Origin of the sequence: Paraburkholderia adhaesiva (genome assembly GCF_021390575.1) — a bacterium.
Classification (GTDB): Bacteria; Pseudomonadota; Gammaproteobacteria; order Burkholderiales; family Burkholderiaceae; genus Paraburkholderia; species Paraburkholderia adhaesiva.
This window is the reverse complement of sequence record NZ_JAJEJQ010000001.1, coordinates 250,665-264,165: the sequence shown is the minus strand read 5'-3', so window position 1 is coordinate 264,165 and position 13,501 is coordinate 250,665. Positions and strand designations below refer to the sequence as shown.

At 62.4% G+C, this 13,501-nt stretch carries 13 protein-coding genes and 1 pseudogene; 3 read left to right on the top strand and 11 right to left on the bottom strand.

The features are described from left to right. Nucleotide 1: 1 nt before the first annotated feature. Together L0U80_RS01245 and L0U80_RS01240 are read left to right on the top strand one after the other, a co-directional pair. A complete protein-coding gene (locus L0U80_RS01245) occupies nucleotides 2-1,375 on the top strand; it encodes a hypothetical protein (RefSeq protein WP_233862018.1) in 1,374 nt (457 codons plus the stop codon). 210 nt (nucleotides 1,376-1,585) lie between these two features. Further along, nucleotides 1,586-2,748 (top strand): IS3 family transposase gene (locus tag L0U80_RS01240; RefSeq protein ID WP_233862016.1). Its coding sequence is split into 2 segments (ribosomal slippage): nucleotides 1,586-1,841 and nucleotides 1,841-2,748, totalling 1,164 coding nucleotides; the frame shifts between segments, so codons are not numbered across the junction. Here the strand turns inward: L0U80_RS01240 and L0U80_RS31770 are convergent. From L0U80_RS31770 to L0U80_RS01220, 5 genes are all read right to left on the bottom strand, one after another. Then, a complete protein-coding gene (locus tag L0U80_RS31770; protein ID WP_373322081.1) occupies nucleotides 2,679-3,176 on the bottom strand; it encodes a DGQHR domain-containing protein in 498 nt (165 codons plus the stop codon). The two genes, L0U80_RS01240 and L0U80_RS31770, sit on opposite strands and share 70 nt — an antisense overlap. 118 nt (nucleotides 3,177-3,294) lie before the next feature. Next, the gene (locus L0U80_RS01235; protein WP_233862014.1) at nucleotides 3,295-5,019 is read right to left on the bottom strand and encodes a hypothetical protein; all 1,725 of its coding nucleotides are present in this window, start codon (nucleotides 5,017-5,019) and stop codon (nucleotides 3,295-3,297) included. A gap of 57 nt (nucleotides 5,020-5,076) precedes the next feature. Next, on the bottom strand, nucleotides 5,077-6,096 hold the full coding sequence (gene lipA, locus L0U80_RS01230; RefSeq protein WP_233862012.1) for a lipoyl synthase: 1,020 nt from the start codon (nucleotides 6,094-6,096) through the stop codon (nucleotides 5,077-5,079). 15 nt (nucleotides 6,097-6,111) lie between these two features. Next, a complete protein-coding gene (gene lipB / locus L0U80_RS01225; protein WP_233862010.1) occupies nucleotides 6,112-7,005 on the bottom strand; it encodes a lipoyl(octanoyl) transferase LipB in 894 nt (297 codons plus the stop codon). A 162-nt stretch (nucleotides 7,006-7,167) separates the two neighbouring features. Beyond that, the gene (locus L0U80_RS01220) at nucleotides 7,168-7,494 is read right to left on the bottom strand and encodes a DUF2917 domain-containing protein (RefSeq protein WP_233862008.1); all 327 of its coding nucleotides are present in this window, start codon (nucleotides 7,492-7,494) and stop codon (nucleotides 7,168-7,170) included. Between the two features lie 99 nt (nucleotides 7,495-7,593). Between L0U80_RS01220 and L0U80_RS01215 the strand changes: the two genes are divergently transcribed. Continuing rightward, the gene (locus L0U80_RS01215) at nucleotides 7,594-8,562 is read left to right on the top strand and encodes a transcriptional regulator GcvA (protein WP_233862006.1); all 969 of its coding nucleotides are present in this window, start codon (nucleotides 7,594-7,596) and stop codon (nucleotides 8,560-8,562) included. Between the two features lie 91 nt (nucleotides 8,563-8,653). Here the strand turns inward: L0U80_RS01215 and L0U80_RS01210 are convergent, their stop codons facing one another. From L0U80_RS01210 to L0U80_RS01185, 6 genes and pseudogenes are all read right to left on the bottom strand, one after another. Continuing rightward, entirely contained in the window at nucleotides 8,654-8,938 is a 285-nt protein-coding gene (locus L0U80_RS01210) for a DUF493 family protein (RefSeq protein ID WP_233862004.1), read from the bottom strand. Further along, nucleotides 8,935-9,940, bottom strand: a pseudogene (locus L0U80_RS01205) (D-amino acid aminotransferase). Before L0U80_RS01205 ends, L0U80_RS01210 begins: the two are co-directional and overlap by 4 nt. Beyond that, nucleotides 9,940-11,157: a D-alanyl-D-alanine carboxypeptidase family protein gene (locus L0U80_RS01200; RefSeq protein ID WP_233862002.1), complete on the bottom strand. Its 1,218-nt coding sequence runs from the start codon at nucleotides 11,155-11,157 to the stop codon at nucleotides 9,940-9,942. Before L0U80_RS01200 ends, L0U80_RS01205 begins: the two are co-directional and overlap by 1 nt. A 431-nt stretch (nucleotides 11,158-11,588) precedes the next feature. Then, nucleotides 11,589-12,221, bottom strand: coding sequence for an alpha/beta hydrolase (locus L0U80_RS01195; RefSeq protein WP_233862000.1), 633 nt, complete (start codon nucleotides 12,219-12,221; stop codon nucleotides 11,589-11,591). Between the two features lie 13 nt (nucleotides 12,222-12,234). Continuing rightward, nucleotides 12,235-12,561 carry a (2Fe-2S) ferredoxin domain-containing protein gene (locus L0U80_RS01190; protein WP_233861998.1) on the bottom strand — a complete coding sequence of 109 codons (327 nt, stop codon included), beginning with the start codon at nucleotides 12,559-12,561 and terminating at the stop codon, nucleotides 12,235-12,237. A gap of 200 nt (nucleotides 12,562-12,761) precedes the next feature. Then, nucleotides 12,762-13,382 (bottom strand): ABC-type transport auxiliary lipoprotein family protein, encoded by a 621-nt coding sequence (locus tag L0U80_RS01185; protein ID WP_233861996.1) that lies wholly within the window; start codon nucleotides 13,380-13,382, stop codon nucleotides 12,762-12,764. Between the last annotated feature and the right edge of the window lie 119 nt (nucleotides 13,383-13,501).

The window sequence follows — 13,501 nt, the reverse complement described above, 5'->3', positions numbered from 1 at the left end:
CATGCCCTATGCGCGAGAAACAGCAGGTAAAGGCGGGCATGCAGACTTTGTCCGCAACCCGGATGTGCAGACTTTCCTTTCGAACTGCAGTTACCTGCGCGAACCATCCGATGAGGAGGGGCGTGCTCTGGCATCACGTTTTCAGCCTGCGCCCCGCAGCACACCTCCGCGCTTACCGCGCTTTGTAGTAGCGTCGGACGCCAGCAAGAGCGATACGCCGATCAGCGACAAGCTACCGAGCACCCAAGTTGGCTTTCTGAAAGTAAGTCACGTGCTTGTCAATATAGACACGTACGCCGACTTGCTTGACCCATCGAACCACTTTGTTGATCCGTTCAAGGTCGCGGACATGCACCGGTCGGCTTCGCCGATTACATTCACTATGCCGGGCAGCAATATTCGCTACAAGGGCATTTTTAGCGTCAAGCATGGCTTCCGGCGGGCGTTGTTCGACCAAATGAGCACCAATCGCGGCGATGCTCAAGCACCAATGCACCTGACCAAGACGCTACGCGCACTGATCGGCACGACGACGCCGACGATCAGCGCTTGTCCATCGTGCGGGCATGACGATGCTCGCATCGAATTCAATGCGAGCGATGTGGTCCAGTGCGCAAATTGCGGCGCGGAGGTGTTCGTTACGGATTGGCTTCGCCTGCACGAAGGTATCAGCGATTACGGCGACAACAGCAGCGCGATGACGCGGATGATGAACGCCGTCGAACACCTCATGCTCGGCGCCTACATTTTGCAAGTGTTCGATGTACATCCAGGTGCGTTGTCGGACATCGCGTTCGTGCTGGATGGGCCGCTGGCCGTGTTCGGCGAACCCGCTAAGCTCTCGCTCCGCTTGCAGGCGCTCATCCATAAAGTGAACACCCGTCTCGCCGAACTTGGCTTGAGTCCGATGCTCGTTATAGGGTTGCAAAAGACTGGAGGGCTCATGAATCATGCTCTCCTGCTCGAACGCTTCCTCGGTGACGGCATGCTGCGAATAGTCGATGACGACTATCGCAACACCTACGTCACCGGCTCGGACAACCCGGCTGCCAATTTCGGCAATGAAACTTATTACGGTCAGGACTTCCTATTTAAGACGGAACGGGGCCGAATGTTCAATTTCGCGCTTCCGTACCCGTTTGCGGACAAGAGCCATAACGGCGGTGGGCGTGCTTTCGCACTTGCGAAAACTGAGATCGAGCGCTACGGTGACCAGGTGCAACGCGCTTGCGACGTGATCCGGCACTTCGAGATGGACCTATACGACAATGCGATTGTTCCGGTGGCGCTGGCACACCGACACGCTTCAATTAGTCTTGTGCCCGGCGGTCAGGTGCTAAATTTGCTTGTACGCGGTGGTCTGGGTAAGAGATGAACGCGGGATGGGTGTTGTGCACCTTATGCACGGGACAGAATTTGCCTCTACATGCTGGCAGCAAATTCAGCAAGGCCATGGAGCTCCAGTCGAAATCAGGCCGTGCTGGTGCGCAAAGCGGCGCTTATTTACAAGCCAGCGCTGATTGTAGTGGTCTAATGAATCCGGACACTGATTTAGGCGAGAATGGTCGCCATGAAGAGGTGTCTGATGAGCAAGCAACGACGTACGTTTTCCCCGGAGTTCAAACAGCAAGCCGCCTGTCTGGTGCTCGACCAGGGCTATAGCCATATGGAGGCAAGCCGCTCGGTCGGTGTCGGCGAGACGGTGCTGCGTCGCTGGGTGCAGCAACTTCAGATGGAACGCCAGGGCGTCACGCCGCAGGGCAAGGCAATCACGCCGGATCAACAGCGTATTCAGGAACTCGAGGCGCGTATCGAACGCCTCGAGCGTGAGAAGGCCATTTTAAAAAAGGCTACCGCGCTCTTGATGTCGGAAGGCATCGAACGTACGAAGTAATTGATCAGATTGGCGCAAGCGAATCGGTCGAACTGATCTGCGCGGTATTCGACGTATCGCGATCCTGCCTGTATGCGTACCGGGAGCGCGCCCAGCGCGTTGACGCCGAGCGCATGGCACTGCGTAGCCGGGTACACGAGCTGTTCGTCGAGAGTCGAAGCTCTGCCGGCAGCCGCAGCATCATGGGCATGATGCGCGAAGAAGGTACGGTGATTGGCCGCTTCAAGGTCAGCCGCCTGATGGAAGAACTCGGGCTTATCTGCAAGCAGCCGGGTCGCCATGCCTACAAGCAGGCCACGGTCGAGCGGATCGATATCCCGAATCATCTCAATCGTGAATTCGAGGTTGGTACGCCGAATCAGATCTGGTGTGGTGACATCACCTATGTCTGGGCGCAGGGCCGTTGGCATTATCTGGCCGTAGTGCTCGACCTGTTCACGCGTCGGGTTGTTGGCTGGGCGTTCTCGACACGCCCGGATGCCGATCTGGTCGTGCAGGCGTTGGAGATGGCCTATGAGCAGCGTGGTCGTCCGCAAGGCTTGCTGTTCCACTCGGATCAAGGCGGCCAGTATGCAAGCCGGAAATTCCGTCAGCGCCTGTGGCGCTATCGGATTCAGCAGAGCATGAGCCGTCGTGGAAATTGCTGGGACAACTCCCCGATGGAAAGGCTGTTCCGCAGCTTCAAGACGGAATGGCTGCCGTCAGTGGGGTACACGTCGACGCAGGAAGCACACCGGGATATCAGCCACTACCTGATGCACCGTTACAACTGGATACGGCCGCATCAGTTCAATGACGGACTGGCGCCGGCTGTTGCGGAAGAAAAACTTAACGCAGTGTCCGGGATTAGTTGACCACTACACACCGGTACGCGATGGCGCACAGAGCATTTTTGGTAACCCCACAGCCTATGCTGACCATCGAGTACCAAGAACGCGGCAGTCTCTCGAGCGAACGAGATCGACTTCGTCTTTCGGTTGTAAGCGAAATTCGCATTGTCTTGAGCGGACAGCACCACATTGCTCGGAATCGAACCGGTACCAACTGCCAAATATGCAGCGATGTCATCAGCTCGGGACTCGTTCAATGCCCGTTGGAAGCCTGCTCCGGGGTCTTCGTCGCGCCTCGCGACGAAACAATAGTTGAAAATGTCGTCGACAGGAATAGTTGTGAAGTAGAAGCGGTGCTTGTTTTGTGTCATTAGCAACGCCGGATAAGCCGTTGTTTTCCTAGTCCGAACGACTTTTTTCCGTGAGGCGGTTCCGATAACCTCGGTAGCCATAGTGAATCTCCATTTGACTCAGCAGTTTGCCAGTTTGATTTTTGCAGCGAGTCTACCTTACTGACACGAATTTTGACGGTGTTCGCTGACTAATCTACCAACCGCATATCAGGACAACTTACGGTAGTGACACTGAACCCGAGACGAGGCTCGTCATCCGCATGAGTAAACTGCTGCTACAGTTTGCGATAGTCGGCCAAGTATGCTTTAGCGCTTGAAGATCTATCCCATTCGGAATTTTTGCGTTCTCCCAGCACCCTTCGGCATTTGCGAGTGAGAACAATACCTCATGAAGTTCAGCGTTGCAAAGTCGAGTAGTGTCGGTCTTCCAGACCACGCCGAGTTTGTAACTCTCCCCCTTCCGCCACTCGAATTCGATCAGACTGAAATGCATTGTCTCGACGCGGGCATCCGCCACAATGACCCGCCGCCGAGCCTTCGTTTCCGACTGCAGATACGACCATTGCCTAGTATGCGGCGACCTCAGCAGCGGTACGAACTCCGTGCCTGTGACGGGCGAACGGACCGCCGCCGAAACACCAGGAAGCCTGTTCAACTCGGCGATTGCAGCGACAAACGATTCGAAGCTTTGTAGCAATCCAGTGCGCCTCACGATAGGCCCTACCACCTTGGCTCGCGCGATATTCTGCTCGGCGCCCGAGCCTCCGCCGGTGCTTAGCTCTGCCACTTCAGCCGGACGAAAGGTCTTCATGCCCCGGCCCTTGTACTGGCAATGGTCCTTAAGCGGCTTGTCGGGCACCTTGCCTGCGATGTCGGCAAAGCGATCAGTCGGGAACAGCAGCTTCACCGGCACGAAGGTGCTGCTCGCCTCGTTTCGGCTTTGCAACTGCGTCTTCCCGGCGTCGGTACGCGAGCTCGCGACTTGCATGAAGGCCGGCAACTTCTCGTCCTCCGGCAGATCCGTCGACGGGTCTCCCTGGCGGCTGTCGTTGTCGCGCAGAATCGAGAGGTTCCGGAACGGAAAAGGTGCGGTACAGCGATCGATAGCGAACACCAAATGCCGTCGTCGGCCCATCGACATGATGGGCTTGTAATGCACGGTCAGATTCGTCGGGCCGCCGAACGGGAAACAGGTCTCCATATGAACCCGACGATGGTTCACGGACTCCTTCATAAGAGTGTCGTGCAAAAGCGTAGCGCCGTGCCAAGCCTCTTCCGAGTTCAGTATGCGTCCGGTGATCCAGCCGTCCTCGTCCTCTAGATGCTGCCGCAGCTTGAGGACACAGCGATCTTCGGCTGACACGTAGCCGCTTTCTTCTGCGTTGATTAACGAATTAAGGTCGTGCCGAAATGCGCCGGCAAAGAGTGCGTGTGCAAGATCAGTGGAGGTGGCGTAGTAGAAACGCACGATCTCGGCCATCGGGATGAGCACGCCGTAGGGGTCGCCCTTCCAAGCGACAGCGATGCACCTGCTTTCCAAACCCGCGCCGCCGACGCGATGAGCGCTGAACGGTATGAGCTGCTGGCCAGCTTCGACCAGGTTGGCCCGGACAACACAGGTCGTCTCGTCAGAAATGTCGAGACCGTCGAGCGTCGTCGTCATCCCGGCTCGCTGTGGCAGGCAGTGGCCGTCCTGCCACAGCGAGCCGATGGAGAGCAGCGGAAGCTGGCCGACGCCGATCAGGATCGTCTTGCGGTCGTCATGGACGACAGAACTGTTCGACGCGTAGTCGGTCGCCCCTTCACGTAGCGGGCTGATGACGACTTGGAGGTAAGGTTCGGAGGGGATGTCGTAGTTCCGCTCGACAGCCCCAAACCAGTCCACACGCCAGACGCGGCCGTCCTTCGGAAACTCCTTTATCGGTGGAATCGTCCGACTCACCCAGTCTCCCAGTCGCTTTTATCTTTGTGTAGTCGCGCCGATCGTTGTTAAGTCGCGTTAATCGTTGGAAATGTCAACCACGCCAGCACCGTGCGCCTGAAGATCGGCGTGATAGCTCGAACGCACCATCGCGCCGACGGCCGCGTGCGTGAAGCCCATCTTGTACGCCTCTTCCTCGTACATCTTGAACACGTCGGGATGCACGTATTCGCGCACCGGCAGGTGGTGTTCGGACGGCTGGAGGTACTGGCCGATCGTCAGCATGTTGACGTCGTGCGCGCGCAGGTCGCGCATCACCTGAAGAATCTCTTCCGTGGTTTCGCCGAGACCCACCATCAGGCCCGACTTCGTCGCGACATCGGGATGCATCGCCTTGAAGTCTTTCAGGAGCTTGAGCGAGTGCGCGTAGTCCGAACCCGGACGCGCTTCCTTGTAAAGGCGCGGCACCGTTTCGAGGTTGTGGTTCATCACGTCGGGCGGCGCGGCGTTCAGGATCTCCAGCGCGCGATCGAGACGGCCGCGGAAGTCCGGCGTGAGGATTTCGATGCGCGTCTGCGGCGACTGCTCGCGCACCTGGCGGATGCAGTCGACGAAGTGGCCAGCACCGCCGTCACGCAGATCGTCGCGGTCGACGCTCGTGATCACGACGTACTTGAGCTTGAGTGCGGCGATCGTGCGCGCGAGATTCGCCGGCTCGTTGACGTCGAGCGGATCGGGACGGCCGTGGCCGACATCGCAGAACGGGCAGCGGCGCGTGCACTTGTCGCCCATGATCATGAACGTCGCGGTGCCGTGGCCGAAGCATTCACCGATGTTCGGGCAGCTCGCTTCCTCGCAGACCGTGTGCAGCTTGTGCTCGCGCAGAATTTCCTTGATCTCGTAGAAGCGCGAATTGCCGGTGGCCGCCTTCACGCGGATCCATTCCGGCTTCTTGAGCTTCTCGATCGGGATGACCTTGATCGGAATGCGCGAGGTCTTCGCCTGCGCTTTCTGCTTCGCGGTGGCGTCGTATTGTTGGGCGTCGGTGGCAGGGGTGCCTGCGGCGTTCGCGCCGGAGGTGGGCGTTGCGTCAGTCATTCTGTCGAGATCCAGTCAGGCCGCCGGTACAGTGCCGGCCTGCGGTTGCGGCGGTTGCCCGCCTGAGGCCGCCTGTGCGGCCGGGTCCCCTGCGGCCGCTTCGGCTGCGGGGTCTGCGGCAGCCGCTTCGGCTACCGGAAGATCGGGTGCGTTGTGCGCGCGTGCATGTCCATCGAGATTCGCTTCGAGCCGCGCGGCAAGCGTGGCAGCCACATCGTTCCAGCTCGCAGTGGCCCCGAGTGTCGCCATGTCGACGGTTTCGAGGCCCGCGTAGCCGCACGGATTGATGGCGAGGAACGGGCTCAGGTCCATCGAAACGTTCAGGCTCACGCCGTGGTAGCTGCAGCCGTTGCGGATCTTCAGGCCGAGTGCGGCGACTTTCGCGCCAGCGTGCGCGGCGCTCGCGTCGCTTTGTGCATCATCTGGCACGTAAATGCCGGGCGCGCCGTCCTTGCGAACACCGGCGAGATTATACGCCGCCAGCGTTTCGATCACGGCCGCCTCGATGAGCGTGACCAGTTCGCGGACCATCAGCTTGCGGCGGCGAAGGTCGAGCAGCAAATACGCGACCACCTGCCCCGGACCGTGATACGTGATCTGGCCGCCCCGGTCGATCTGCACGAGTTCGATGCCGCTGTTCGCGACGAGCAGATGCTCAGGCTTGCCGGCCTGACCCAGCGTGAAAACGGGAGGATGCTCGACGAGCCAGATTTCGTCGGGCGTGTCGGCGGTGCGGGCGGCGGTGAACTCGCGCATCGCGTCGAAGCTGATCTGATAGGGCTCGACGCCGCGCCAGCGCAGTACGATCGGTGCGGTCAGCACGATCGAGCCGGGATTCGCTGGGGAGCCCGTCCCCGGTATATCGGGGTCGGATGAGACTGGAAGAGGTGAAACCGGGGTCGCGCACATGATTTCGCGAGTTTACCGAAATCGAGACAACCCCGCCCGAGTTGGGGATAAAGACCCGGCCGACGATCTGGCCAAAAATCACGCAAACACCGTGGCAAAACAGCAGCTCCGGCGAGCAGCGCGCGACGTTGCCCGTCGCGCGCCACACCACCGCTCAACGCATCAAACCGCGCGCCACCCATCGCCCGCGTGCACACCGAGGCGGGCCGCGGCGCGCGTCACCACGTCGACCATCTGCTGGCGCACGCCCACGGGCAGCGCGAATGCGACCCACGCGGTCTTGCCGCCCTCCGCGCCGATCCACAGCCGCTCGCCACGCCGCAGCCGCAGTGTGTGGCCCGGTTCGAGCCAGTAGTCGGCAACGTCGTCGCTGCGCGTGAGCCAGACTGCGCCGCACTTCACCGTCAACCGGGTGCTGCGCGCAACACGCACCGACGCGACCCGATCCATGGGGACTTCAAACGTGACATCCGAAGAAATTTCTCGCATTTCCGCCTCCGCCGATACTGCACCAATGGCTACAATCGTAGTCACAGCAAGGCTTCAGGAAAAACGATCAATTTTCACGGCTATGTGAGAAAAACTACGATGGATCTCCGCCAGCTCCCCGCGCTGAACGCCCTGAAAGCGTTCGAAGCCGCCGCCCGCCACGAAAGCTTTTCGCGTGCCGCCGACGAACTCTTCGTCACGCACGGCGCGGTGAGCCACCAGATCCGCGCGCTTGAAGCCGAACTGGGCGTCGCGCTTTTCGCGCGCGACGGCAAGCGCGTACGCCTCACCGACACGGGCCGCCGCTACGCAACGCGGGTGACCGACGCGCTCACCCGGCTCGCCCAGGCCACCCAGGAAATCCGTGCGGGCGATCGCGAGCGGCGCCTCGTGGTGTCGATGCTGTCGTCGTTCGCGGCGCGCTGGGTGACGCCGCGCATCGGCAGCTTCATCGAGGCGCATCCGCAGTGGGACGTCGAACTGCAATCGACGAACCAGCTCACCGATTTCACGCGTGAGGATGTGGACGTGGCGATCCGCTTCGGCTTCGGCAACTACCCCGGCCTGCATGTGGAATTGCTGCTCGACGAGATTTTCTTTCCCGCCTGCGCGCCCGGCTTCAACGGCGGCAAGCTGCCCGAAGATCCGCGCGAACTCGCGAATCTGCCGCTACTGCGCTCGGACGACGAACTCTGGCGTCCGTGGTTCGACGCGGCGGGTCTTCAGGATATGCCGGAGCCGAAGCGCGGCGTGCTCTACCAGGATTCGTCGAACCTGTTGCAAGCCGCGATGGACGGCCAGGGCGTCGCGCTCGTGCGGCGTTCGCTCGCGATGCACGAAATCACGCAGGGGCGGCTCGTGCGGCTCTTCAAGGACATCGACGGTCCGAGCCCGTGGCGCTACTACTTCATCTGCTCGCCGCAGCGCATGCAGACTGAACGCGTGCGGGCGTTCCACGATTGGGTATTCGACGAAGTCGCACGCTTCAAGCGGCTCTACGAGGACGCTTGTGAGGCGGGGCCGTTGATGACGGCAGCGGCGGCTGCATTGCGAGTCGACGAACGCTAGCGCTTGCTCGGGTCCCATGCCCGAGCGCAAAAACAAAGGGCCGCATAAAGCGGCCCTCATCGCGTGATATGGCAACCGCCGGCACACGCCGTTACAGCACGATCTTCACCATCGGATGCCCGGTAAGCGCGCGATAGATATCGTCGAGATGCGCCTGGCTCGTCGCGCGTACGGACACCGTGAGGCCGGTGTAGTTGCCACCGCTCGACGGACGCGTTTCGATCGCAGCCTCATCGAAGCTGCCGTCGAACGTGCGAATCACCATCGCGATGGTCTGCGCAAATTCCGGGTGGGTCTTGCCCATTACCTTGATCGGGAAATCGCACGGAAATTCGATCAGCGATTCCTTCGGGCTGGCGTTCTGCGCCTCGTTCATTTTTCCATTCCTTGCAGCGATCCGGCCGCGATTGTCTGATTGCGCTGCGCGAGAGCCTCTGTGGCCGCCCGCGCCTTTGCGCGTTGATACGCCGCGTAGAGCGCCGCATACACCGGCCCCGGCTTGCCGTCGCCGACCTCCTTGCCGTCAAGCGACCACCGCCAGCACTTCCCTCGTCGCCGACGTCACGAGGATCTCGTCGGCCGCGCGCAGCGCAGCCTCGTCGATCTCGCGCGCTTCGAAGCGAATGCCGCATTCGCCCGCCAGCTCCTCGACGAGTGCGTAACGGATGCCTTCGAGAATCAGGTTGCTCTTCGGCGGCGCATACAGCGCGCCATCCTTGACGATCCACACGTTCGACGACGACCCTTCGGTGAGGAAGCCATCGCGCAACTGGATCGTCTCGAACACGCCGTGCTCGACGGCATACTGCGCCATCAGCACGTTTCCGAGCAGCGACGTCGACTTGATGTCGCAATTGAGCCAGCGGCGATCCTCTGCGGTAACGCACGCCACGCCGTCCGCGCGCTGCGCGTCCGTTGTCAGAACGAGCGGGTTCACCATCACGAACACCGTGGGCGTCGTGTCCGCCGGAAACGCGTGGCCGCGCTTCGCGACGCCGCGCGTCACCTGCACGTAGACGTTCGCGTGCTGGTCGCGCAGAAGCGCACCCGAGGCCTCGTTCGCCGCGATGACCCGCGCGATCAGCTCACGCCAGCCGCGCTCGTCGAACGGATTTGCAATGCCGACCTTCCCGAGCGAACGCGCGAGCCGCGCGAGATGCTGTGCCATGCGAAACGGCACACGCACGATCGCCGCGGCGCCCGAGGCGTCTTGCGCTTCGAGCGCGTAGGCGGGCACCACTTCGTAGATGCCGTCACCGAAGATGAAACCCCGGTCGAGCACCGGCACACGCGCCTCCGAAAGCGGCGTCAGCGCGCCGTTGAGCCAGACGATCGGCTCCGGCGTTGCGTCTGCGGGCGTCGGGGGCTGGGTGTTCATTACTTCTTGCTGACCATGAGCATCAACGAATCCCACACGCGACCGGCGATGCCGGCCTGCGGCACAGCGGCGAGCGCGATCACCGGGATCTGCGCGAGCACCTTGCCGTCGGCGGCGACGAACTTCGCCGTGCCCACCTGCTGGCCTTGCGCGATCGGCGCGATCAGCGGGCTCGTGAGTTCGACCTGCGGCTTCGCCTTGTCGGCGGCGCCCTTCGGCAGCGTCACGTACTGGTCCTTCGTCACGCCGGCCTTCACGGTATCGGCGGCGCCCTTGAAGACGCGCGGCGTCGCGATGGTCTGGTTCGCCTGATAAATGCGCGTGGTGTCGTAAGCGCTATAGCCGTAGTTGAGCATCTTCAGGCTGTCTTGCACCCGGTCGTGCTCCTTCTCCTCGCCCATCATCACCGAGACGAGACGGCGCGCACCGCCGTCCGCGAGCGGACGCTTCGCCGACGAGATCAGGCAGTAGCCCGCCGCTTGCGTGTGGCCGGTCTTCAGGCCATCGACGGTCGGATCGAGCCACAGCAGACGGTTGCGGTTCGGCTGCTTGATGTTGTTGTACTTGAATTCCTTGACCGAGAAGATGCTGTAGTACTCGGGATAGTCGCGGATCAGGTGCGTCGAGAGCGTCGCGAGGTCGCCGGCCGTCGTGTAGTGGTTCGGGTCGGGCATGCCGTTGACGTCGGCGAAACGCGTGTGCGTCATGCCGAGCTTCTGCGCTTCGGCGTTCATCATGTTGACGAAATTCGCCTCGCTGCCGCCGACCAGTTCGGCAAGCGCGATCGCCGCGTCGTTGCCCGACTGCACGATCATCCCGTACACGAGGTCGTGCACCGAGACCGGCTTGTTCGCTTCGATGAACATGCGCGATTCGGCGTTCGTCACGCGGCGCACGGCCTCGCTCGGCTCGATGACCTGGTCCATCGAGATCTTCTTCGTCTGCAGCGCCTCGAACGTGAGGTAAGCGGTCATCAGCTTCGTGAGCGATGCCGGTTCGACGCGCTCGTCGGCGTTAGCGGAAGCAAGGACCTGGTTCGCCGTGGCATCGACGAGCACCCACGAGCGCGCGTTCACCGCGGGCGGCGGCACCTGCGCGAAGGCGCTGGCCGACGCGAGCAGCGTGGCCGGCAGCAGCGCGCCGAGCGTGACGGTACGAATGAGCGAAGAGGAAACGGAAGCGGAGGAAGACAGTCGGCCAGTGGAGAGAAAGCGCATAAGTTCGTGTCGGGCTGGATGAACTTCGCACGCCATGCGGCGCACGGTCTGGGGAATTCGGTGAGTGGACGCCTGGGCCCTCGCCAACAGCAAGGAAACCGCAAGAACGATGCGAAAGCGGGGCACAAGCAACGCAAACGGCCCGTTGGACCCGCTGCGCGGCGCGTTGGTTCGCGCGCGTTCGCGTTGGTACGCGCACAGCGCTTGCGCACAAGCAAGGTCGGACGGCGCCCGAGCGCCGCTAACCGCGGGCCGTGGCATCCACAAAAAGAACGGCCATTATACGCGTCGCGTTGCAGCGTTTTTTTGCAAATCCCGCCTTTTTCCAGACCTGTCATGCATTTTTCGCACGCGATCAGCGGCGGCACGACTGGCGAGCGCCGCTGTACGCATGGGTGAAAAAGGGGGACGACTGGAGGGGCGGTGGGCGGCTATCGCCAGGCGTCGACGATGATGCGCTTGAGGATATGCAGCTTGCGATGCAGGAAGTGTTCCGCCCCCGGAATCACGACGACGGGCATCTCTTGCGGCCGCGCCCATTCGAAGACGGAGAGGATCGGCACGGTGTCGTCGAGTTCGCCGTGCACGACGAGTGTATTTTCGGGCACCGGCGCGACTTCCCAGCGGCTCGCCGCCGTGCCGACGAACACCATGCGCTCGACCACGCCACCCGCTTCGCGGTAGCGCTTCGCGACGTGCGAGAGCACGAACGTGCCGAACGAAAAGCCCGCGAGCACGAGCGGCACGTCGGCCTGGCCCGGTTGCGCGCGCATGTGCGCGATGAGTGCGAGCAGATCGTCCTGCTCGCCGATGCCGTTGTCGTGCGTGCCCGCGGTTTCGCCGACACCGCGAAAATTCGAGCGATACGTGATGTAGCCGAGCTGCACGAGCGTGCGCGCGAGCGTCTGCGCGACTTTGTTGTCCATCGTGCCGCCGAAAAGCGGATGCGGGTGCGCCACGAGGGCGATGCCGCGCGGTGCCGTCCCTGCGTCGGGCAGGTCGAACGCGCATTCGATCTTGCCGACCGGGCCGTCGATCTGGAACTTCTGCGTCTGAGCATTCATCGTGCGGCGGTCCTTAGCGGTCGATTTTCAGGCGTTCGACCACCTGACCGTTCTGCAGATGCGAGACGACGATTTCCTCGATGTCGGTCTCGTCGACGTAGGTGTACCAGGTGCCTTCCGGGTACACGACGACCACCGGGCCTTCCTCGCAGCGGTCGAGGCAACCCGCCTTGTTGATGCGCACCTGACCCCGGCCCGCGAGGCCAAGTTCCTTCACGCGCTTTTTCGCGTATTCCTGCATCGGCGCTGCATTGCAGTTCGCGCAGCACTGGCGGTCGGCGCCGGGCTCACGCTGGTTCAGGCAGAAAAAGACGTGGTACTTGTAGAACGAATCAGTCATGGCGTGGGGTACCGGTGAGGGCTTCGCGCCCGGTTCCTGGCGTTGCGGTTTGTGCAGTTTGTCTGGTGCGCGCGCGAGGCATGTCGCGCGGCATATCGTATCCAGCCGATTATAACGAGCGCGGCGCAAACCCTCGCACCATCGATGTGGCCGCAGATTACGGCCGTCCTTCGTCGCGCGCCGCAGTTAGCGCGGCGTCGTTACGCTCCTCCCGCCAGTCGCTGCGTGCCGAGCCACGCGCCAAGCTGGCCCGCGAAATCGTCGCTTGCCGCCGCGAGCGCGCGCACGCCGCCAGCGGCATCCGGCGAAGCTGCCGGCGCCCGCGCGACGAACACGCGCTGCGCGATCACGCTGCCACCCTCGATCAACGTCGCGCGTGCCGTGAGCACGCCGGCGCTTTCGGTCGCGCTGTCGAACACCTGCTCGAACTGTTCGAGTTCGATCTTCAGCATCGGCGCGCGCACGGCGTCGGCGCCCGAGAGTACCGTCACGTGCGCGCCGAGCGACGTCCGCAGACGCAGCGTGAGCAGGCGGGCGGGCGACATCGTCCAGCGGCTGTTCGCGTAGCGCGCCGTGCGCAGCGAATCGGTGCTCAGGCGATACAGAATGCCGTCGTGGTCGAGCTGCGGCGGTGCGCTGACTTCGAGCACCTTGAGCGGCGGCAGCGTGCCGGCGATCGACGTCGCGGGCGGCGGTCCGAGGTCGTAGCGGATATCGTTGAGCACGGCCGGATTGCCCGCGCAGGCCGCGACGAGCACGACGGCTGCGAATGCCACGAACGCCTTCAAGGCGGTACGGCAATGGAAGATCGAGCGAGACATTACTGCTCCTTCAGGGTCGTGCGGCGCCATGGCGCCGCGCTTCGTGCATCGAACGTTATTCAGTCGGCTTCGCGCACCGGACTCGCGACACCGGCGCGTCTCGCGATCTCCACCGCCGC